Origin of the sequence: Colwellia psychrerythraea 34H, assembly GCF_000012325.1 — a bacterium.
GTDB lineage: Bacteria > Pseudomonadota > Gammaproteobacteria > Enterobacterales > Alteromonadaceae > Colwellia > Colwellia psychrerythraea_A.
Genome location: NC_003910.7, coordinates 3,605,599 through 3,628,154 on the forward strand (window position 1 = coordinate 3,605,599; position 22,556 = coordinate 3,628,154).

Annotated in this window: 21 protein-coding genes; 10 read left to right on the forward strand and 11 right to left on the reverse strand. The window is 36.2% G+C overall.

Translation table 11 applies throughout. The annotated features are described in order from the left end of the window. Positions 1–145 precede the first annotated feature (145 nt). Positions 146–1,288, reverse strand: coding sequence for a cell division protein ZipA (zipA, locus tag CPS_RS15480; RefSeq protein WP_011044227.1), 1,143 nt, complete (start codon positions 1,286–1,288; stop codon positions 146–148). A gap of 177 nt (positions 1,289–1,465) precedes the next feature. Here zipA and cysZ point away from each other — a divergent pair, with 177 nt between their 5' ends. Together cysZ and CPS_RS15490 are read left to right on the forward strand one after the other, a co-directional pair. Then, positions 1,466–2,221 (forward strand): sulfate transporter CysZ, encoded by a 756-nt coding sequence (cysZ, locus tag CPS_RS15485; RefSeq protein WP_011044228.1) that lies wholly within the window; start codon positions 1,466–1,468, stop codon positions 2,219–2,221. A gap of 164 nt (positions 2,222–2,385) precedes the next feature. After that, positions 2,386–2,832 (forward strand): hypothetical protein, encoded by a 447-nt coding sequence (locus tag CPS_RS15490; protein ID WP_041737094.1) that lies wholly within the window; start codon positions 2,386–2,388, stop codon positions 2,830–2,832. 156 nt (positions 2,833–2,988) lie between these two features. Here the strand turns inward: CPS_RS15490 and CPS_RS15495 are convergent, their stop codons facing one another. Further along, a complete protein-coding gene (locus tag CPS_RS15495; RefSeq protein WP_011044230.1) occupies positions 2,989–4,878 on the reverse strand; it encodes a M1 family metallopeptidase in 1,890 nt (629 codons plus the stop codon). 190 nt (positions 4,879–5,068) lie between these two features. Beyond that, entirely contained in the window at positions 5,069–5,944 is an 876-nt protein-coding gene (locus CPS_RS15500) for a flagellar protein MotY (RefSeq protein ID WP_011044231.1), read from the reverse strand. A gap of 250 nt (positions 5,945–6,194) precedes the next feature. Here CPS_RS15500 and rnt point away from each other — a divergent pair, with 250 nt between their 5' ends. After that, complete coding sequence (gene rnt / locus CPS_RS15505; RefSeq protein WP_011044233.1) at positions 6,195–6,890, forward strand: ribonuclease T; 696 nt, start codon at positions 6,195–6,197, stop codon at positions 6,888–6,890. A 111-nt stretch (positions 6,891–7,001) separates the two neighbouring features. Here the strand turns inward: rnt and CPS_RS15510 are convergent, their stop codons facing one another. Next, on the reverse strand, positions 7,002–7,607 hold the full coding sequence (locus CPS_RS15510; protein ID WP_011044234.1) for a peroxiredoxin: 606 nt from the start codon (positions 7,605–7,607) through the stop codon (positions 7,002–7,004). Between the two features lie 152 nt (positions 7,608–7,759). Then, positions 7,760–8,110, reverse strand: a complete 351-nt coding sequence (locus CPS_RS15515) for a Grx4 family monothiol glutaredoxin (RefSeq protein WP_011044235.1) — start codon at positions 8,108–8,110, stop codon at positions 7,760–7,762. Positions 8,111–8,382: 272 nt separating this feature from the next. On the opposite strand from CPS_RS15515, the gene CPS_RS15520 reads away from it, so the two are divergent. After that, complete coding sequence (locus CPS_RS15520; protein ID WP_011044236.1) at positions 8,383–8,967, forward strand: Fe-Mn family superoxide dismutase; 585 nt, start codon at positions 8,383–8,385, stop codon at positions 8,965–8,967. 737 nt (positions 8,968–9,704) lie between these two features. Here the strand turns inward: CPS_RS15520 and lolE are convergent. Genes lolE through CPS_RS15535 form a run of 3 tightly spaced genes read right to left on the reverse strand, consistent with a single transcriptional unit; the run spans position 9,705 to position 13,023 of the window. Continuing rightward, positions 9,705–10,973, reverse strand: coding sequence for a lipoprotein-releasing ABC transporter permease subunit LolE (lolE, locus tag CPS_RS15525; RefSeq protein ID WP_011044237.1), 1,269 nt, complete (start codon positions 10,971–10,973; stop codon positions 9,705–9,707). After that, the gene (gene lolD / locus CPS_RS15530; RefSeq protein ID WP_011044238.1) at positions 10,966–11,742 is read right to left on the reverse strand and encodes a lipoprotein-releasing ABC transporter ATP-binding protein LolD; all 777 of its coding nucleotides are present in this window, start codon (positions 11,740–11,742) and stop codon (positions 10,966–10,968) included. Before lolD ends, lolE begins: the two co-directional genes overlap by 8 nt. Positions 11,743–11,754: 12 nt before the next feature. Next, on the reverse strand, positions 11,755–13,023 hold the full coding sequence (locus CPS_RS15535; protein WP_011044239.1) for a lipoprotein-releasing ABC transporter permease subunit: 1,269 nt from the start codon (positions 13,021–13,023) through the stop codon (positions 11,755–11,757). Between the two features lie 193 nt (positions 13,024–13,216). On the opposite strand from CPS_RS15535, the gene CPS_RS15540 reads away from it, so the two are divergent. Beyond that, the gene (locus tag CPS_RS15540) at positions 13,217–13,819 is read left to right on the forward strand and encodes a PilZ domain-containing protein (protein ID WP_011044240.1); all 603 of its coding nucleotides are present in this window, start codon (positions 13,217–13,219) and stop codon (positions 13,817–13,819) included. A 76-nt stretch (positions 13,820–13,895) separates the two neighbouring features. Further along, on the forward strand, positions 13,896–14,063 hold the full coding sequence (locus tag CPS_RS23480) for a DUF2897 family protein (RefSeq protein WP_011044241.1): 168 nt from the start codon (positions 13,896–13,898) through the stop codon (positions 14,061–14,063). A gap of 9 nt (positions 14,064–14,072) precedes the next feature. Here the strand turns inward: CPS_RS23480 and ppiC are convergent, their stop codons facing one another. Then, entirely contained in the window at positions 14,073–14,351 is a 279-nt protein-coding gene (ppiC, locus tag CPS_RS15545; protein WP_011044242.1) for a peptidylprolyl isomerase PpiC, read from the reverse strand. 175 nt (positions 14,352–14,526) lie between these two features. Between ppiC and can the strand changes: the two genes are divergently transcribed. Next, the gene (gene can / locus CPS_RS15550) at positions 14,527–15,126 is read left to right on the forward strand and encodes a carbonate dehydratase (RefSeq protein WP_011044243.1); all 600 of its coding nucleotides are present in this window, start codon (positions 14,527–14,529) and stop codon (positions 15,124–15,126) included. A gap of 111 nt (positions 15,127–15,237) precedes the next feature. Here can and hppD read toward each other — a convergent pair whose 3' ends face one another. Then, positions 15,238–16,293, reverse strand: coding sequence for a 4-hydroxyphenylpyruvate dioxygenase (gene hppD / locus CPS_RS15555; protein ID WP_011044244.1), 1,056 nt, complete (start codon positions 16,291–16,293; stop codon positions 15,238–15,240). Between the two features lie 509 nt (positions 16,294–16,802). Between hppD and CPS_RS15560 the strand changes: the two genes are divergently transcribed. The 3 genes from CPS_RS15560 to CPS_RS15570 all read left to right on the forward strand — a co-directional run bounded on the left by CPS_RS15560 (position 16,803) and on the right by CPS_RS15570 (position 21,767). Beyond that, positions 16,803–18,737: a PrkA family serine protein kinase gene (locus tag CPS_RS15560; protein ID WP_011044245.1), complete on the forward strand. Its 1,935-nt coding sequence runs from the start codon at positions 16,803–16,805 to the stop codon at positions 18,735–18,737. Positions 18,738–18,931: 194 nt separating this feature from the next. Beyond that, complete coding sequence (locus CPS_RS15565) at positions 18,932–20,209, forward strand: YeaH/YhbH family protein (RefSeq protein WP_011044246.1); 1,278 nt, start codon at positions 18,932–18,934, stop codon at positions 20,207–20,209. Between the two features lie 19 nt (positions 20,210–20,228). After that, positions 20,229–21,767: a SpoVR family protein gene (locus CPS_RS15570; protein ID WP_011044247.1), complete on the forward strand. Its 1,539-nt coding sequence runs from the start codon at positions 20,229–20,231 to the stop codon at positions 21,765–21,767. A gap of 50 nt (positions 21,768–21,817) precedes the next feature. Here the strand turns inward: CPS_RS15570 and fadR are convergent, their stop codons facing one another. Then, a complete protein-coding gene (gene fadR / locus CPS_RS15575; protein WP_011044248.1) occupies positions 21,818–22,531 on the reverse strand; it encodes a fatty acid metabolism transcriptional regulator FadR in 714 nt (237 codons plus the stop codon). Positions 22,532–22,556 lie beyond the last annotated feature (25 nt).

The window sequence follows — 22,556 nt, forward strand, 5'->3', positions numbered from 1 at the left end:
ATTCACTAAAGTTTAATAATATATAGGTCACTTCTATTAGTTTTAATAGAAGCTGACACGAAGAGATGATTGGTAACGGGTATAAAATAGAAAACGGGCTTTAAAGCCCGTTGTAACATTCAAGTATTGCAATAATCGTGACTATTTACTCCACAAGCGCAATGCGACTTTTTCGATCAAATTCTCGTATTTTACTGAGATAATGTTGCTCGGTTTGTTTAGTCATTACATTGCGTTTATCATCAAGAACTTGTGCATTAAACTCTTGAGCTAATTGTTTTGCTGCATTAAGCATTTGTTCAAACACAGAAAAAGGGTCACCCGCATTTGGTAAGGTCATAAATAAACTAACACCGCGTGTTGCAAAATTTTCCATGTTATCTAAATCAAATGAGCCTGGGTTCATAATATTTGCCAAACTAAAAGTTACTTTACCTTTGCCTGCATTATCTTCGTGACGATGAAAAATATTCATTTCACCATATTTTAAGCCAAGTGTAAGCAAGCTAGGTAAGAGCGCTGCACCAAGCATTTGCTGATTAGCCGGCATTACTACTGATAAAATAATGACCTGTGGTTCTAATTGAGTTTTGATTTTTTTAGGTGCGGCAGCTTGTTCACTCATCTGGTTATCAAAATCAATTTCAATTTGGTCACGTTTAAGTGTAGCTTTTGATGGTGTTTTGCTAACTTTATTAATTGGCGTGCGAGCAGGTTTGGCTTGCGTAACAGGCTGTTCATATAAAGGTTCAATATGAACTGCTTTTGGCTTTGTCGGTTTCTTCTTGACCTTTTCAACAGCTGGAGCAGGAGTTAACTCGTCACCTAATTCACCTTTAGAAAATTGGCCACTATTGTCTTCTTTGAACCAGTCATCTTCAAGACTGCTATCTAATTCTTGAATCGAATTATTATCAAGTTCTTCCTGTTTAGCTTTCGAGGTCTGCCCCGCGAGATCGCCTAAAACATCATTTTTTATTATGATCTGGCTTTTAGATAGATCATCGGGCAGTTGAATACCTTCAGTTATAAAATGCTCAGTGACGGCCTCATTTTCAAGGTTTATTTTGTCATTTTCTGCACTTGGTTTAACTTTAACTTGCCCAACACCATCTTGATCAAAACCTTTTCGGTCAAAATCTCGCGTTATAGGATCGGCTTTGTCCTTCGATGTTTTTAGTTTATAGGGATTTTTTTGTTTTCTTAATGTCCATAAGCCATGAATAAATATTGCGGTAATGACAATGGCACTGAGTATAATTAAGACGTTTCTGAAGTTATCTTCCATTTTCGAGCCTATTTACTTTCTTGATTACTGTTTTTCATGCGATTCTTATCGCGATATATTAACAGAAAACTTTATCAGAAATTAGAGATATTTGTAACAAGTAAATGTTGTAAAAGTATGAAAGAAGCTTTTATACTCACGCGATGAATATCAGTCACTTAGGAATACTCTACGCTCATGCCACATTCAGCTAAAAAAACTAAATTTCCGCCCATTGATCACAGCGGCGCCAGCTACTTTTTCAAAGGGTTTAGTCTAATAAGACAAAAAGGTATACGTCGTTTTGTTTTCATTCCTTTAACAATCAATGCCCTATTATTCAGCTTTGCCTTTTATTTTGTTTACTCAGAATTGAATACTTATATGGAAAATGTAATGGCTTGGTTACCAAGTTGGCTTGATTGGTTGAGTGTTATATTATGGCCTTTAGCTGTGATCACCATTTTAGTTATTTTTTCATTTCTTTTTAGTACAGTGGCCAATTGGCTAGCGGCTCCCTTTAATGGCTTATTGTCTGAAAAAATGGAAGCTCTTTTGTCTGGTAATGAAGCTCCAAAAGGCAGCATGCTTGATATTGTAAAAGATATACCAAGAACGCTCAGTAGAGAGTGGCAAAAACTCGCTTATTATGTACCCCGTGCCATTGGTTTTTTTATTATCATGTGGCTATTACCGGTTGTAGGGCAAATACTTTGGTTTTTATTTATAGCTTGGATGATGGCAATACAATACAAAGATTACCCGTTTGATAATCACAAAGTTCCATTTGCAAAGATGAAAGAAGTTTTAAAACAAAACCAAGGCATTAGTTATAGCTTTGGTATTACTGTCGCTGTATTTTCTATGATCCCCATCGTTAATCTGGTTGTAATGCCTGTTGCCATTTGTGGTGCGACAGCATTATGGGTTGATCATTATCAAGAAAAAGTCTAAAAGGCTTAGTCTCGATACTAAAGCGCGACGATAGAGATGAGCCATAAAGTACTGCCTAACTAACGATTTTTAATGATATTTGTAAGGCTATTATCGCGTTAGTGCTAAAAATCGTATATATTTAAAATTATATAAAAACATAAACTTGAACGGAAGTGACTTAAATGAGAGTAAAACAAGCTGTTAAGCATTTTACATTACTTAGTATGATAGCAGTTGGTCTAAGTGCTTGCTCCTCGACGCAAGACATTGAAGAGCAGCCTACTCAAGCCCCTGTCGTTGTGGCAGAGCCGGTCATTGAAGAAATAGAAGAAGAAGTCGTCAGTAAGGTAATCAATAATGGTGTTATTGATATTCCAATCTTGGATAATGCTCAAGTTTTTGCTGAATTCACTGATAAATTACCTGCTGTCATTAACTATTTCACCCAATCAAGCGAAGCGCAAGTAATCGATTTTTATCAACAAGCATTTGGTGAGCCCTACTCACAAGAGCTTAAACGCGGCAGATTAACGCTACAATACCAAGAGGGTAAAGAAATAATGCGCGTAGTTATTTCTCAGCAAAACAAAAAACGTCAAGTTGATGTTATTATTGAAAATAAAAATTAATAATAGTAAAAATGTCCATGATTTCCTAATGACTTAATAATGTTCTAACAGTTAACTGTTTCTATGATTAACATTTTTCAGTTTACTGTCGTTAAATAAAAAGGGGCTCAATGTTTTCACATTGAGCCCCTTTTTCTGTCTCGCGATATTAGTATCTTATTTCAATACACCGTCTACGGTACCTTGGGCTAAACCATGGTAACCTGGACGAGCTTGTTTATACACCTCAACTGCCCACGCTTTGCTTTCTGCATTTTTGGCAAGCTCTTTATATAACGGCACTATCAATTTACGACGACCGATGCTTTTTAGGTACTTAGCCATTGCAGGATAAACCTCTTTGTAATCAGCACGCACTGATAATAGGTACCAAGCATGAGCAATCTCAGCATTACTGCTATTGGTTAAGTCGAAAGCTTTATCCAAATTCACCATACGCTGGTGATCTAAATCTACAGGTAAGTTATTAATAAAGTGCAACCATTCGTGTAATGTCCACTGAGCTGTAGGTAACTGTTCTAACGTTAACTCATCAGTTACTAATTGGTTAATTTGCTTATCAATAACTTTAAAGGCATTTGAAGTAGGCTGCGGTGCATAACTCGGCAAGCCTGCTTTGAAAATCCACTCATTGATTTCATTATCACTAACAATATTAGGGTATTTATCAGTTAAGTTAGCTTTTAAATATTTAACAAAGTTATCCGTACCTAAACTTTGAAATGCATGGCTATCGAAATATTCTAACACGAATGCATCAAAACGCTCACGACCAAACTTTTCTTCTAGGTACATCAAAAATAACTGCCCTTTAACATAAGGTACACCAGAGAAGGCATCATCAGGATCTCGACCTTTTAAATCGATGTATAGCTGAGTATCACTTGCATCAAGTTCGAGTATTTCTGCATTTAGATCTTGTGCGCCCAATGCTTGTTCCATTACTGCGCGGTCCGTACCAAAAACGGCTTCCATAATACGGTTTTCAACATAACTGGTAAAACCTTCGTTTAACCATAAATCACGCCAACTTTCATTAGTAACTAAGTTTCCTGACCATGAGTGAGCAAGCTCATGAGCAATTAGGTTAACTAAACTTTTGTCACCCGCAACAACGGTTGGTGTGATAAATGAAAGACGTGGATTTTCCATACCACCAAAAGGAAAACTAGGAGGTAACATCAATAAGTCGTAACGACCCCAACGATATTTGCCATACATTTGTTCAGCTTTATCAATCATGGCTTGGGTATCATCAAATTCAGCAACAGCAGCATCTAAAATATAAGATTCCGCATAAATACCTGTTTGATGGCTCATCGCTTTAAACTCAAGGTCACCCACACCAATCGCAATTAAATAAGGTGGGATGGCTTGAGGCATTGAAAAGAAATAGTCGCCATCGCGCTCAGTACCCGGTTCGTTATTCGCGCTCATTACCGCCAATAAATCTTTATCGGTAGTTATACGTGCAGTATAAGTCACTCGAACACTTGGTGTATCTTGGATAGGTATCCAAGAACGGGCATGGATTGCTTGGTTTTGACTAAATAGAAAGGGTTTTTCTTTACCAGCAGTTTGTTCAGCTGACAACCATTGTAACCCTGTCGCTTTTTCTGTTGAGTTATAATATACACGAACTTTTTTAGCATTTAATGGCGTATTAATGGTTAGCTTGCTACCTAACACGTCATCGCGTTTAGCTAAATCATAGTTCACCTTTACCCACTGGCCTTGGCTATTTTTTGCCATCACGCGGTGAATAACAAGATCACGTGTATCTAAGATTAATGGCGCTTTATTATCAGTAAACCAATCAAGTGATAACTCTGCAAAACCAGATAACGATTTTTTATCAAAATCAACATTAAGATCAAGATACACATGAGTTGCTTTGACTTGGTCATAATTAGCGTAAGTATAGGCATCAGTTAACTTTGACACGTTAGCGTGTTGATGAGTGGCCCCTTCATGGGCCCATGTAACTGGCGCTATAGACACAGCAAAAGTGCTGAGTAAAAAGCAAAGTTTTGAAAAATGTTTCATGACATTTTATACCTTAAAATTAAAAAGTCGTCCCCAAACAGGGCTCAGACAAAAACAGGCCTGTAGATTACTGCGAATCTACAGGCCTGTTCAATATTTTACTTTATATTTTTTACGCGCTCTATTGAGATAGTAGCAAGTATTATTTACAGTACTTTAACAACACCTCAATATAGTAACTTGGGTTAAGTTATGGTTTCTGCATTTGAATGACCACTCTACGGTTTTTTCCTCTCCCTAGCGTGGTGTCATTGGAAGATATATGGCGCTTCTCACCATAACCTTTTGCTTCAATTCGGCTTACTTCAATGCCATTTTCTACAAAATAATCTCTGATTTTAGCAGCGCGGCGTTCTGATAATTTTAAATTAGACCAACGACCACCATAACTATCAGAATAAGCATCAATCAACACCAACTCTAACTCTGGATCTAAACTCAAATATTGACGGATCATCTCGATACGTCTTTGTGATGCTTTAGTGAATTTATCACTACTTGATTGATAGTTAAGTACGGTATAAGCAATATCATCAAAACTATAATTCAATAAATTTCCAACACAACCAACAAAATCTCTATAAGCTTTTTTAAAGCGAGCGGTTGAAAGACCAACAGATATTTTATCTTGTTCGCTATACCAGTCATTATAATAAAAGGTAGGACTCATGCCCTGCTCTAATTCACTTAACATAGTCCAAGCAACTTTTTTCGGCAGACTAGGGTTAAACTGTTTATGTAACTTCATATTCGCTAAGGTACGAGAACCAGTACCTGGCTGCCAATTAGGGGCAACACTGCGAACTTCAGCTAAAGAGTAGTTATCCGGTAACAGCATCATATCTAACTCAAATTCCATATTAAGCTTTCGGCTGGCTTTTGCTGAAAATCGAGCTTCGCCATAGCGAGGGATTTGGTGTGATAATGTGCATTGTAGGCGTGAATCGTCAGATAATTGCCATTTAGAGGTATGGATATCTGCGCTATATTGGCGTATGCCGGCTTTTACATCACTAGCTAGCAAACTAGTGACTAAACTAGCTATAACAAGAAAATAAGTACTCATTGATGTGACTATTTTTTTCATAATTATGCACAATATCGATAGCGGTAACAGGACTATTCACTTTTGCCTGTATTGGATATATAGGGTATCGCCCTAAACTCAGATAACTTTAGCATTTTATCGGTTAAAAATCGCTTTACAGAGTAAAAAAATCAATTTAATGACTGATAAGCCATCTTCATTGTCGTTTTTAAATAAACTTTCTGCGATAATAATCGGCATTATTTAAACCTATAATACTTAGTGACTAATGTCTGAATCAAGCTCTATAGATACCCAGCAAAAAAGCAATCCTAATTCTGAAAAAGTAAAAAGCAAATTTTCTCAAAGATTTCGCGGTTACTTTCCCGTTGTTATTGATGTTGAAACAGCCGGTTTTAATTCCCAAACAGATGCCTTACTTGAACTTGCAGCCTCAGTGTTACATTTAGATGAAGACACCGGTGATTTTTCTATCGATGAAACAATACAATTTAACATTGAGCCGTTTGAAGGTGCAAACCTTGAACCTAAAGCGTTGGAATTTACCGGTATAGACCCAACAAATCCGTTACGCGGTGCAGTTGATGAAGATGAAGCACTAAAAGATCTTTTTAAATTGGTTCGAAAGAAAATGAAAGTTGCAGGTTGTCAGCGAGCTATTATTGTTGCGCATAATGCAGCCTTTGATTTAGGCTTTTTAAATGCCGCTACCGAGCGCTGTAAGATTAAACGCAGCCCTTTTCATAGTTTTGTTAGTTTTGACACTACAACGCTTGCCGGTCTTGCGCTAGGGCAAACCGTTTTAGCAAAGGCTTGTATCGCTGCAAAAATAGACTTTAACAATAGCGAAGCGCATAGTGCATTATATGATACTGAAAAAACAGCTGAACTATTTTGTCACATCGTTAATAAGTGGCGAGCACTAGGTGGTTGGCCGATAGCTGTTGAAGAAACAGAAGTATAACAACTAAACAATAAACTAAAATTTAGATATAAAAAAACCGCTTTCGCGGTTTTTTTGTTTTTGCATGTTAGTTAATCAATTTATGCGATTAACTAACAAATTCAGCAAAAATTATAACTTATCTGCATTATCAGTAAGGTAAGAAGCAACACCTTCTGGAGAAGCAGTCATACCTTTATCACCTTTGTTCCAACCAGCAGGACAAACTTCGCCATGGTCTTGGTGGAATTGAAGTGCGTCAACCATACGTATCATTTCATCAACATCACGACCTAGTGGTAAATCGTTAATTACTTGGTGACGTACGTTGCCTTCTTCATCAATTAAGAAAGAACCACGGAATGCAACACCAGCTTCTGGATGTTCAACATCGTATGCTTTACAAATTTCATGTTTAGTATCAGCAACTAAAGTGTATTGTACTGGACCAATACCACCGTCATTTACTGGAGTGTTACGCCATGCGTTATGTGAAAATTGTGAATCGATTGAAACACCAATAACTTCTACGCCACGGCTTTTGAATTCTTCCATACGGTGATCAAAAGCTAATAACTCTGATGGACAAACAAAAGTAAAATCTAAAGGATAGAAAAATACTACTGCTTTTTTACCGTTAATTGCTTCGCTTAATGTAAAGCTATCTACAATCTCACCGCTACCCAATACTGCTGCAGCAGTGAAGTCTGGTGCTTGACGACCAACTAATACGCTCATTTTATGCTCCATTTATCTTTATGTTAAAAAAGTTTAATTTTCTGCCTACAAATTTGTGGCAGATAAATACTCGTTACCAATCAAAATTCATGGTTAAAGCTGAATTTAAAATGGTAACAGGTATATAAAATCAATTAGTTAAGTAATATTTATTATGCGTCTGCTGAACTATCTTCTGCTGATGCATTTTTTGACGCGGCAGCTTTCACTAAGGTTTGTAATTCACCTTGTTGAAACATTTCCATAATAATATCACAGCCACCTACTAACTCGCCGTCAACCCATAATTGCGGGAAGGTTGGCCAATCAGCATATTTAGGTAATTCTGCACGAATATCAGGGTTCTGTAAAATATCAACATAAGCAAATTTTTCTTCACAAGAAATTAATGCTTGTGATGCTTGTGATGAAAAGCCACAGTTTGGTAATTTAGGAGACCCTTTCATATATAGCAAGATCGTATTTTCGCTAATTTGTTCTTTAATGCGCTCAATTGTATCCATAATACCCTCTCTTAATTAATACTTATTCTATTCTTTTGCACTCAGATACCTTACATATGGAGATAAAAAACAAATTATCAACTCTTTTCAATACAAGGTAATAGAATAAGTACTATTATATAAATAGCTTAGCTATTGATTTTAAAATATATAGCCTTGAAAGTTGCCTTCACAATACCTATATATAAATAATACTTGAGTATTTTACTCAAGTTTATATAAAAACACACCCATTTTTGGTTAAAAATTAGAATTACAATTAGGAGAGTATAATGTCCATTGAATTACCAGCATTACCTTACGAGCAAAACGCATTAGAACCGCACATTTCAGCAGAAACGTTATCATTCCATTACGGAAAGCATCACAACACTTATGTAGTTAAGCTTAATGGCTTAATTGGCGGAACTGAATTTGAAAATAAAAGCTTAGAAGAGATTGTTAAAACGTCTTCAGCTGGAATTTTTAATAATGCAGCACAAATATGGAATCATACTTTTTATTGGAATAGCTTAAGTCCAAACGCTGGTGGTGAACCATCAGGTGATTTATTAGCTGCAATCAATAGTAACTTTGGTTCTTTTGCTGAGTTTAAAGCTAAATTCACTGATAGTGCTATCAACAACTTCGGCTCTAGCTGGACTTGGTTAGTAAAGAATGCCGATGGCAGTTTAGCTATCGTTAATACTTCAAATGCAGCAACACCATTGACTGACGAAGGTGTTACGCCACTTATTACTGTAGATTTATGGGAACATGCTTACTACATTGATTACCGTAACGTAAGACCTGATTACCTTAACGGTTTTTGGGCATTAGCTAACTGGGATTTTGCTCAAGCTAACTTTAGCTCGTAAAGACAAAATTTATGCAGACTTAACAAAGGTTTCTGATCTTTGTTAGGTCTTCTCTAAACAAAATATTCTACTTAACTGCAAAAACACTCCAGCGTCTTTCCCACTAGCAATATTCAAATGTACAAATCCACCAAAATCACTACTTGATCTAAACAGCTAAACATAAAAGCTCTCTAGCCAATTTATCATCTAGTATCATTTTTTTATTTATACGGGGAGAACGGCATATGTTATTTACATTAGATTTTCTGATTCTGAAAAATAATCTAAAAGTAATTAATAGGTACGCTGAGGTAAACAGACTGAGCCACATTTAAATAAAAATCAACTTATGTATAAAAATTCAATCTGAAACCCTATTAAACTGGGCTTAATGAAAAAAAACGAATAGTTATTCATTTTATTAATAACCTAACCCCTTAGCCCTCTTCGCATTAGTTTTTATAATGCGAAAGATGCATTTTTTTTAGTTTGTCGAAGTAAATAAAGACTATTATGATGGTTTTGTTTTCTGAGTTAGCGCAATGATGTTTTACTTCGTACTCTTACGGAGACATCATTAACTATGATTACTCCGAAATGATAGCTTACTATCTTTTCTCTCTGACATGTTTCTTGGAATGTAATTTCCTTATATCAACTTGATGTTATAGTTGGCCCGCACTTAGTTTGCGGGCTTTTTTTTGAGTTTTTTTTAGCGGATTAGCTTTTTATTGAAGTAGGATGAATCGCGGTAGTTATAACTGACCTAGCACTTGCGCAGGTTCTATTTTAGTCGCTCGCCATGCTGGATATAACGTTGCCAAAAGGCTCATAATGAGTGCGGTAATAATTGTGATATACACATCACTCGCATGTAGAACACTGGGTAAGTAGTTAATAAAGTACACATCGCCAGACAAGAAGGTAATTCCCATTAACTGCTCTAGCGTGCTAATAATATCGGTAAGGTTTAAAGCTAAATAAACACCGCACATAGCGCCTAACAAGCTGCCAACAACACCATTAACCAGACCTTGTGCAATAAAAGCCAGCATAATGGTACTTGAGCTTGCTCCCATAGTTTTTAAAATAGCGATATCACCTTGTTTTTCATTAACCGCCATAATAAGGGTTGAAACAATATTAAAACTAGCCACTCCGATAACTAACACCAAGACAATAAACATCACCATACGCACTAGTTGAATGTCATTAAATAAATGTCCTTGGGTTCTAGTCCAGTTATTAATATAAACATAGTGGTCGAAATTATAGGCGACCTGTCGGGCAATTTTAGGCGCAGAAAAAACATCAGTAACTTTTAAACGTATGCTTTGTGTTTCATTCTCTTTATATCCCATTACCTCACTGGCTAGCGTCAGAGGGATATAAGCTAACGTTTCATCTACTGTGCCACCAAATTTAAAAATACCAACCACTTCTACCTGACGGGTAATCGGCGCAGAAAACACTTGCTTAACATCATTGCTTCCCCCAGGTGGTGGTAACAATAGTTGTATTTTATCACCGAGTTCTACCGATAACTTTGTTGCCACACCACTACCAATAACAATGGTGTTTTCATTTAACTCACTAGCCATTAAAGCTTGCCACTCACCAGCAATAATATAATCATCAATGCTTGATACTTGCTTTTCAAGTTTCGCATCTACGCCACGAACCTCTACGGCCTTGAGCTTTAAACCGTGTTGTAGCATTCCTGTCATTTTAATAACTGGCGCTGCCGCAATGACTGACGATTCTATTTCTACTTTTTCAATACTTTTTGGCCAATCTTTTATTGGCTCATTAACGCTGACTAACTCAACATGCGGTACTATCGAAAGAAGTTTTTCAGATAGTTCTCGTTCAAAGCCATTCATAGCACTAAGTACGACAATAAGCACAGTGACACCTAAAGCTATACCGATAGTAGAAGAAGCTGAGATAAACGCCGAAAAACCATTCCCGTGTCGACCTCGGACATAACGCCAGCCTAAAAAAATACTTAACGGTTTAAACATGACGTTCATTTGCCTGAGGTTCATTATCTTTAATGTTATTCGCAGGATCGGTGATACTTGAAGTAGGAGGTAATGCTTGCTCACTGTTATCCGAAAGTGGTCTTAATTGCCCTTGAACTAACTTTACTTGCCTATCCATACGATTCGCTAAGACCAGATCATGAGTGACGATAACAAAACTTGTCTGGGCTGTTTTATTTAAGCTACGAATCAATTGATAAATTTGTTCCGCTGTATCGCTATCTAAGTTACCGGTAGGCTCATCAGCTAACACTAAAGATGGCTTAGTCACCAATGCACGAGCTATTGCTACACGCTGACGCTCGCCGCCTGACAATTGTGAAGGTCGGTAATCAATTCGGTGAGACAAACCCACTTGGTCGAGCATTTCTTTAGCTGCTAACAATGCATCCTTTGGTTTTTCACCTCGGATCATTAATGGCATCGCTACATTTTCTTGAGCATTAAACTCCATCATCAAGTGATGAAATTGATAAATAAAGCCAATATGTTCATTTCTAAATTTGGCTCTTTCTTTATCAGACAACTGATGGATATCAATATTATTAATAAGCACCTTGCCTGAACTTGGCGAGTCTAATGCACCAGCAAGATGTAAAAAGGTACTTTTTCCGCAGCCAGAGCTCCCAACTACCGCAAGTAACTCTCCTTTATCAACACTTAGTTCTAAGTCATTTAAGACCTTAGTTTCGATGTCACCTTGTATATATGACTTAGAAAGCTGACAACATTGTAATACTTTACTCATTAATTTTTGGCCTTATTCATTTCGTAATACCTGAGCTGGCTGAGTAGTCGAGGCTTGGTATGCAGGATAAAGTGTGGCAAGAAAGCTCATTGCGAGTGCAGATAAAATAATAGTAAGCACATCAAACCACTCAAGTTTTATTGGTAAGTCTTGCATACCAAAACCAAATAAATTAACCCCTACCACTAACAAGATACTGTTCAAATTTAGCGCTAATATCACGCCAAGAAGTCCACCTAAGCTAACTCCCCACAGGCCATTAACCATACCTTGAGTGATAAATATTTTTATAACCTCAATTCGCGCTAAACCTAATGTTTGCAATATGCCTATTTCAGCTTGTTTTTCAACAACAACCATCACTAACGCAGAAACAATATTAAATGCAGCCACAGCCACGATTAAACTTAACATTAACCACATCATATTTTTTTCCATTTTCACGGCTGAAAATAATGCTCCTTGGCTCTCATCCCAAGTACTAAAATTAATAGAATCGAGTGTTTTACTATGCTCTGTATTTTGTTGCTTCTGCTCAAGGTTTTTCACTACGGTTTTGGCATTAAATGCATCATCTAAATATAGGCGTAATTTATCAATACCATCACCCGTTCGCCTGAGTAATTTCGCACCATAGCGACTATCAACGTAAACCATGGCATCATCAACCTGTGAACCAATATGAAAAATACCCGCAACAGTAAAAACGCGTTGTACCGGAATGCGCCCCATCGGAGTAAAAACACTTTTATTAGGCAGTACTAAGCGAACCTCATCGCCAAGAGAAACCTGTAATTTATTGGCTAAAGATTGCCCTAAGACTAAAGAATAACTTTGTGTCGAGAGATTCTCCATACTACCAGCAACCATATGAGTACTTACGATATTTTTTTGTTCAAATTTAGGCATGATACCTTGAACTAAAACACCTTGAAGCCCTTTAGTTGATTGGATCAGAGCCTCACTTTCAAGAAAAGGTGTTACTCGCAGCACATTGGGTTGAGTCAGTAACTCTTCACGTAAGTTTTGCCAGGATTTCTCTTGGTCAGTACCCGTATCTATAGTGCTAAAGTCACTAACAATTACGTGGGGAACTATACCTAATATACGTTTCTTTAATTCGCCTTCAAAACCATTCATTACAGAAACAACGGTTATAAGCGCAGCCACCCCTAATAAAATACCAACAGTGGAAAAGAAAGTTATAAAAGAAACAAAGCCTGTATGGCTTTTACTACGACTATAGCGTAGCCCGATGAAGATACTAATAGGTTGAAACATTGAGGTATTTTTATTTTATCTGGTACTGATTTAGATTGTTCTGTAGCATAACACAGTCACTATCATTGTCTGAGATAAATAGCCGCTGAGATATTGTTAGTTACAATTCTCTACTATAAGTACTGCTATTGCATTAATTAATATGCTTTCAACTATTTATGAAAGCACTATCTTCTACACGGAAATAAATAACATGAGCACTCTTTCTCTCGATCAAAAATTAGCACAATATGATGAGTTTTTTGCCATTGAACATGAGTTCTCGGTAAATATCCTGCCTATTGATAATACTGACGACTGCAGTTATGACAAATTTATTTCCAGTATGCCTATGCCTTTCAAACTCGCTACTGATATGAGCACAATAGATCAATCAGCTTTACGATCATTACAAGGCATAGGTAACAGTGCTTCTCAGCTTGTTAGCTTTCTTAATCAACAATCAAAAAAAATTGACTTACTTATTGGCTATATTCTGAGTCAGCAAGATGAGTTACAACATAGATACCAAGGGATAAAGTTTGGTGGCGGCGGTATTAAGTTTGTTACTCCAAAGGCGTTTAATATAGGCCAATTACTTGAGCTTAAAATATTCCTGCTAGAAAGTCACTGTGCTATATATTGCTATGGTGAAGTCATCGAGGTTGAAGCAGCTAACGAACTATTTATCCACAAAGTTACTTTTCATTTTATTCGTGAAGAAGACAGAGAAACCTTAGTACGTGGCAGCTTACATGAGCAATCTAAACAATTACAAAAGCTGGCAAAATTACGTAATCAAGAAAGTGAACAGTAAGTCACACTCTTCTCATTAGAATATGATGTCGCACTTCATTGCGATAAAAAACGACTACCAATAAGGATTATAACCTATGACAATCACAGCCATAATCATTACAGCCCTCGCTATTGGTATTATAGTTGGAGGCATTTTAGTAATAAAAAAATCAGCGCATAAGTTCAACTTAACTGCAGAGCAGTTAGCCGATATTAAAAAGCGTAATAAAGAACTAGAAAAGGAAGAGAAGGATCAGGAATAAACAATCTAACTAACTTCGGTATAAGGTTTTTATTAAATGGTAGCCAAATTTTGTTTTTATAGGTCCATGAACTTTTAATAAGGGCCTTTTAAAAACAACATCATCAAATGCTTTAACCATTTGCCCACGACGAAACTCCCCTAAATCACCACCTTTTTTCTTAGATGGGCAAAGTGAATGCTTCTTTGCAAGGGCTCCAAAATTAGCACCTTTATCAAGTTGTGTTTTTAATTCTACCGCTAGTTTTTCCGTTTTTACTAGAATATGTAGGGCACATGCACTCGCCATAACGTTTACCTATCAGATTATCATTGCCGTTATTATACTATACCCAAGCACTCTGAAACCTGCATATTGATTGGTAGTGGGTATATAGATACTATCATTACAAATAATTACTTTTACTTACCTTTTCTATGACATAAAATGTCATGAATTTAACTACTCAATGTGGACTTAACTTATGACAAAAATCCAACACCTGTTTGATAATAATAAACAATGGGCAGAAAGAATCACTAAAGAAGACCCTAACTTCTTTAAAGCACTATCTGAACAACAATCACCAAAATATTTATGGATAGGTTGCTCTGACTCCCGCGTACCTGCAAACGCTCTTTTAAACATGGATCCTGGAGAGGTTTTTGTACACCGTAACATTGCCAACCAAGTTATTCATACAGACTTAAATTGTTTATCTGTTATTCAATACGCTGTGGATGTATTGAAAGTACAACATATTATTGTTTGTGGTCACTACGGTTGTGGTGGTATTAGTGCAGCTCTTGATAATAAGAGTCATGGTCTGATAGACAATTGGTTACGTCACATAGAAGATGTTTACCGTTTCCATAAAGAAGAAATGGACAAATTGACTGATGAAACAGAACGTATTAACTTACTATGTGAGCTTAATGTTATGGAGCAAGTCGCTAATATCTGTAATACCACTACCTTAGTCAATGCCTGGAAAAATAACCAAGATACGACAGTGCATGGCGTAGTGTACAACTTACATGATGGTATTTTAAAAGACTTAAACGTATCAGCTACGGGTAAATAAGTTCTAACTTTCTAAATGATACTGACTTAAAAACTTAGCTTCAAAAAATAAAAAGCCAACAAACTCATAGAGCTTGTTGGCTTTTAAATTTACGATGTTTGGGACGTTTATTTATAAAACGCCACGTTCCATTTGATTTAACTCAATTGATTTAAATAGAGTTGAAAAGTTTCCCTCTCCAAAACCCTGATCGTCAACACGTTGAATCATTTCAATAAAAATTGGGCCAAATAAATTTTTAGTGAATATTTGCAGTAAATAAGAGTCTTCACTTTGGCTATCAACTAAAATTTGATGTTCCTTAATACGCGCTTTATCTTCTTTTACCCAAGGTACGCGGTCAAAAATTTCATCATAATACTCAGGAACGATATTAAGTGTATCAACAATTGATCGATCTAACTTATCAAGAGAGCCAACAAGATCATCTGTGATAAAAGCTAAATGTTGTACACCTGGACCGTTGTACTCATTAAGGTATTCATCAATTTGGTTATCTTTACTGCCCTTCCCTTCATTAATTGGGATGCAGAATTTACCACAAGGTGATGCAAGTGCGTAAGAAATTAAAGCGGTTTTAACACCTTTAATATCAAAGTATCTAACCTCAGTAAAACCAAAGACGTCTTTATAAAAATCAGCCCATTTATGCATAGTGCCTTGATAAACATTATTGGTTAAATGGTCTACCGCTAAGAAACCTTTATCTTCAACTATTACTGGCTCAGCAATGTCTTCAAAGTCAGTGTCATAGATCAAGCCTTTGTTAGTACCTGTTTTAGCAAAATTTTCAATAAAATAGATAAGGCTATCACCAATACCAAAGATTGCGGGATATGGAAGTTTGTTTGCTTCATTTTCAGCAGATTTTGCTCCACGCTTGACCGCTTCGTTAAAGGCAAAGTTAGCGTCTTCTACGCGCCAGCCCATAGAACAGATAGCAGGACCATGACTTTTAGCGAACTCTTTAGAGAAACCCGCTTTTTCTTTATTTAATAAAAAGTGGATATCATTCTGATTAAAATATTCAACATCACGTCCTTTCATTTTTTTAGTTTTTGAAAAACCAAAGCCATAAAAAGCTTTTTCCATAAAGTCTGAGTCTGGCGTGGCATATTCAGTAAATTCAATACCACACAATTTTAACGGGTTTTTGTTATCGGTCATTGTTATCTCTCTTTCATTCAATGTCTGTCTTAAAGCTATTATCTAGGGCAAATGATTAAAGCGAAAGTCCTCTAAGGACAAGGCTTAAAAGACGGTTGTAACAGAAGTTGTACGTGTCTTTGTACAAAAAAATAACTGACTGCTAACAAGCCTATACTATGGCTCGCAGCTTAGTGTAAAGAAATATAAACAGTCGATTGTTTGACTGCAGAAATAAGCAGTATTTGCTCATGTATAATTTAATATCTGCAGCTAAAGTTTCTAACTTCCTACTGGTAAAGCTAATACGCACTAAATCACCTTTGATTAATTAGAAATTAGCGAGTTAACTTAATGTGGCTTTTTCATACTAGTTACAATTTAATTACTAATTTCCTTAGCAAAATCAGCCAGAACGACTAACCTTAAAATATAGCAAGTGCTTTTTACCTTACCTTTGCAAGCTGTTAAGTGCTGGCTTTTACTATTTTAATCTTAGTGGATAGCATCGTATTTTTTTGGAGGTAGTTATGAGTATTTTTCAACATTATCAAACGCGCTATGAGCAAGCTCAACAAGAAGAGTTTGGTTTACAAGAATTCTTAACTATTTGTAAAGAAGATAATCTGGCTTATGCTAGTGCATCCGAACGTTTACTTACGGCTATTGGTGAGGCTGAAATGGTCGACACCGCGACCGATCCTAGGCTGAGCAGAATATTTTCCAACAGAGTTATCAAACGCTATCCTGCTTTTGCTGATTTTTATGGCATGGAAGAAGCTATCGAGCAAATTGTGTCTTATTTAAAACATGCTTCACAAGGATTAGAAGAGCATAAACAAATTTTATATTTATTAGGCCCGGTTGGCGGTGGTAAATCTTCTCTTGCTGAAAAATTAAAGTCTTTGATGCAACAAGAACCCATTTATGTTTTAAGCGCAAATGGTGTACGTAGCCCTGTTAATGATCATCCCTTTTGTTTATTTGATGCTCATTCAGATGGAAAGATTCTAAAAGAGGAATACAATATTCCTGGACGGTATTTAAACAATATTATTTCTCCTTGGGCTGCGAAACGCTTACATGAATTTAAAGGTGATATTGCCCAATTTAAAGTAGTGAAAGTTTACCCATCCATTTTAGATCAAATTGCTATAGCTAAGACCGAACCGGGTGATGACAACAACCAAGACATCTCGGCACTCGTTGGTAAAGTTGATATTAGACAGCTTGAACATTTTGCTCAAAATGATGCCGATGCTTATAGCTATTCAGGTGCTTTATGTCGTGCAAATCAAGGCTTAATGGAATTTGTTGAAATGTTCAAAGCGCCTATTAAAGTGCTACACCCATTACTAACAGCTACCCAAGAAGGTAACTATAATCCTACAGAAGGGCTTTCAGCATTACCTTTCAACGGTATTTTACTCGCCCATTCAAATGAATCCGAATGGCAGACTTTCAGAAATAACAAAAACAACGAAGCATTCTTAGACCGAGTCTATATAGTTAAAGTGCCTTATTGCATGCGCGTTTCTGAAGAAGTTAACATTTATAAAAAACTACTTGAGCACAGTGAATTAAAAACTGCGCAGTGTGCACCAGACACCTTAGATATACTTGCACAATTCTCTGTATTATCTCGTTTAAAAGACCCCGTCAATTCAAGTATATATTCGAAAATGCGTGTGTATGACGGTGAAACGCTTAAGGATACCGATCCAAAAGCAAAATCCTATCAAGAGTATCGTGATTATGCTGGCATTGATGAAGGTATGTCAGGGCTATCAACTCGATTTGCTTTTAAAATTCTGTCACGGGTATTTAACTTCGATAGCGTTGAAGTAGCAGCAAACCCAGTTCACTTATTTTATGTATTAGAGCAGCAAGTTGAACGAGAGCAACTACCTAAAGAAATCGCCGAACGCTATTTAGAATTTATCAAAGATTATTTAACGCCGGAATATATAGCATTCATAGGGAAGGAAATTCAAACCGCCTACTTAGAGTCTTACTCCGAGTATGGGCAAAATATTTTCGACCGTTATGTTACTTATGCAGATTTTTGGATTCAAGATCAAGAATATAGAGATGCTGAAACAGGTCAACTATTCGATCGACAATCATTGAATGATGAATTAGAAAAAATTGAAAAACCTGCAGGTATTAGCAATCCAAAAGATTTCCGTAATGAAATAGTGAACTTTGTACTGCGAGCAAAGGCTAATAATAATGGTAAAAATCCAGCTTGGACAAGTTATGAAAAGCTTAGAACGGTGATTGAGAAAAAAATGTTTTCCAATACTGAGGATTTACTACCCGTTATTTCTTTTAATGCTAAAACATCAACAGATGACCAACAAAAGCACGATGATTTTGTTAAACGAATGATGACAAAAGGCTATACCAGAAAGCAAGTGCGCTTATTGTCTGAATGGTATTTACGGGTTAGAAAGTCCTCTTAAGTTGTATCTCTAACAAAAAAGGATATATACCCGTTACCGAGCAAGATGCATGTTTAAAAGTTTGTGAGCCATTTCAGTTGCAGGCACAGTAATGAAATAGGATTACTCATAACCTTCTATGATGAGTTGTAAATGACTTTTCCTACATTTTGAATGGTATCGGCTATGTACAGTAAAAGAGATAAGGAGAACGTATGACCAACTTTATTGATAGACGTCTTAATAGTAAAAATAAAAGTACGGTTAACCGTCAACGCTTTTTAAGACGCTATAAAAATCAAATTAAAAAATCTGTTTCCGATGCCATAAATCAACGTGGAGTGACAGATATTGATTCTGGTGAAAGCATAGTCATTCCAAACAGAGATCTATCTGAACCCACCTTTCACCAAGGTGATGGTGGTGTAAAAGATAGAGTTCACCCTGGAAATGATCAGTTTTCTACTGGTGATAGGATACCTCGTCCGCCAAAACAGCAAGGTCAAGGTGGAGGCCAAGGCGATGCAAGTGATAGTGGTGAAGGAGAAGACGACTTTACTTTTTCAATTTCTAAAGAAGAGTACTTAAATCTTCTTTTTGAGGATTTAGAGTTACCCAATCTTGAAAGAAATCAATTAGACAAATTAATTGAGTATAAAACAGTTCGTAGCGGCTTTTGTGCTGAAGGTGTTGCCTCAAATATAGATATTGTCAAATCATTACAAGGATCAATTGCCCGCCGTATAGCGATGACAGCTTCAAAGCGCAAACAGATAAAAGTACTTGAACTAGAGCTACAGGCTTTAAATAATGATAAACACGACAATATTCAACGAAAACGAGACTTAATCGCTGAAATTGAAACCTTAAAAAATAAAATATCTAAGGTTCCCTTTATTGATACTTTTGATTTAAGGTTTCGTAATTATGCCAAGCAAGCAGTTCCTACTTCAAAAGCGGTTATGTTTTGTTTAATGGATGTATCTGGCTCTATGGATCAAGCAACCAAAGAAATGGCTAAACGCTTTTATATTTTACTTTATTTATTTCTTAGCCGTACCTATAAAAATATTGATGTTGTTTATATAAGACACCATACGCAGGCTAAAGAGGTTGACGAGCATGAGTTCTTTTATTCGCAAGAAACGGGCGGAACCATTGCATCAAGTGCTCTAGAGCTTATGAATGACATAATCACTGAACGTTATAATGACAACCAGTGGAATATTTATGGTGCCCAAGCATCAGATGGTGATAACTGGGCAGACGACTCTCCTCGATGTCAGGCACTTTTAGAACAGCAAATATTGCCTAAAAGTCGATATTTTAGTTATATCGAAATAACCCAACGAGCCCACCAGACACTTTGGAAGCACTATCAACAAGTGGAAGAATCTCATACTAACTTTGCCATGCAGCACATAAAATCTGTTGCTGATATTTATCCTGTGTTTAGAAAGTTTTTCAAAAAAAATACAAAAAGTGCAGCTTAACAGAGTGAAGGGGTGATTGATGACAAATTATCAAAATGAAAAAATTCAAAAAGCAGACGTAACTCCGTTAGATGATACTCCTGACTGGACCTTTGATTTACTTGGGCAATATCAGCATGAAATTGCCCGAGTTGCAGACTTTTACCGTCTTGATACTTACACTAACCAAATAGAAGTCATCACTGCAGAACAAATGATGGATGCTTATGCTAGCGTAGGTATGCCCATTGGTTATAGCCACTGGACCTTTGGTAAAAAATTCATTCAAACAGAACAAAACTATAAACGTGGCCAAATGGGCTTAGCCTATGAAATAGTCATCAATTCAAGCCCTTGCATATCCTATCTCATGGAAGAAAATACGCTTACTATGCAAGCCCTCGTCATGGCACATGCTTGTTATGGCCATAACTCGTTTTTTAAGGGTAATTACTTATTTAAGTCATGGACTGATGCTAGCTCTATTATTGATTATTTGTTATTCGCAAAAAATTATATCGCTCAATGTGAGAAAAAATACGGCATTAGTGAAGTAGAGTCCACGTTAGACGCTTGTCATGCTTTAATGAGCCATGGTGTCGACCGATATAAACGACCACAAAAAATATCATTAGATGAAGAGCTTAAAAGACAATCTGAACGTGCTGAGTATTTACAGTCACAAGTAAACGCACTATGGCGTACGGTTCCTAAAAAAGAGCAGCAAGATAAAGATAATAAGTATAAATTCCCTAAAGAGCCCCAAGAAAACATTTTATATTTCATTGAAAAAAATGCGCCTCTATTACAACCTTGGCAAAGAGAGATAGTCAGAATTGTAAGAAAAATATCTCAGTATTTTTATCCACAAAAACAGACTCAAGTAATGAACGAGGGGTGGGCGTGTTTTTGGCATTACACTATTTTAAATCACTTATACGATGAAGGCTTAGTGACTGATAAGTTTATGCTGGAGTTTTTACATAGCCATACTAATGTTGTTGCGCAGCCCGAATATAATAGTAAATATTATTCAGGCATAAACCCTTATGCTTTAGGTTTTAATATGTTCATTGATATTCGGCGTATCTGCGAACACCCGACAGAAGAAGATAGAGAATATTTTCCTGAAATAGCAGGGAGTAACTGGGTAGATACTTTACATTTTGCCATGGAAAACTTTAAAGATGAAAGTTTTATCAGTCAGTATCTATCGCCAAAATTAATACGTGATTTTAAACTATTTCACATCCATGATGATAGTGATAATAATTATGTTGAAATTGGTGCTATTCATAATGAGCAAGGATATAAAAAAGTACGTCACAATTTGGCCAATCAGTATAACCTCAGTAATATTGAAGTAAATATCCAAATAGTTGATGCTAATATTGATGGTGACAGAGCGTTAACACTCCGCTATACGCCACATAACGACGTTAAACTGGGTAACTCTAAAGATGAGGTATTAAAACACTTACATTATTTATGGCACTTTGACGTTAAAATTATTCAAGAAGACATATCAGGTGAGGATAAAATCATTGCTAGTTGCCCACAAAAAAAAGAAGACGATTAAAATCGTCTTCTTTTTTGGTTTTTTGACTAGTTATTTGTCTAAATTAAACGTTAATCTTCTGAGAGCTCTTGTAACACTTCATCCTTGAGGTCACTCCAAAGTAGACCGGAATCAATACCATTTTGACGAACAGCAAAAATTGCTTCATCAAATTTTTCTGCTTTGGCTAACTCTATTAACTTTTTGTAATAATTTATCGATATTTCACGGCCCTTAGGGTTAGCGAAATATAAATTACCTATGCGAGAATATAAACCACTTAAACCGTTTAATATTAATAAATATATTGAATTACCTGAAGCTATAACCAAATCTTTATTTAGTTGATAATCAAATTGTGAAAATGCCTCTGCAGAATCTTCAACATCAATGTACGCTTCTAATGATTCGATAGCTTTTTTAGGGTTATTCTTTAATGCAGCGCGAATATAAATTGCACTTATATTGGTACGCGCAGATAATAAATTATCAACTAAATCTGGAATTCCATCTTGATCTAATTGCACCAAGGTTTCCAGAATATTTAAACTAGATGTTTCCCAAAAATCATTTACTTTAGTTGGTTTACCATGCTGAATAGTTAACCAACCATCTCTAGCTAATCGCTGCAATACTTCTCTCAGAGTAGTTCGAGTTACCCCGATAAGTTCAGAAAGTTCGCGTTCAGCTGGCAATATAGATCCAGGAGGAAAACCACCATTCCAAATAGACTCAACGATATATTGTTCCGCAAATCCTGCTGGGCTTTTAGCTTTTATGACCATTGATGATAATTACCTAATGATATGT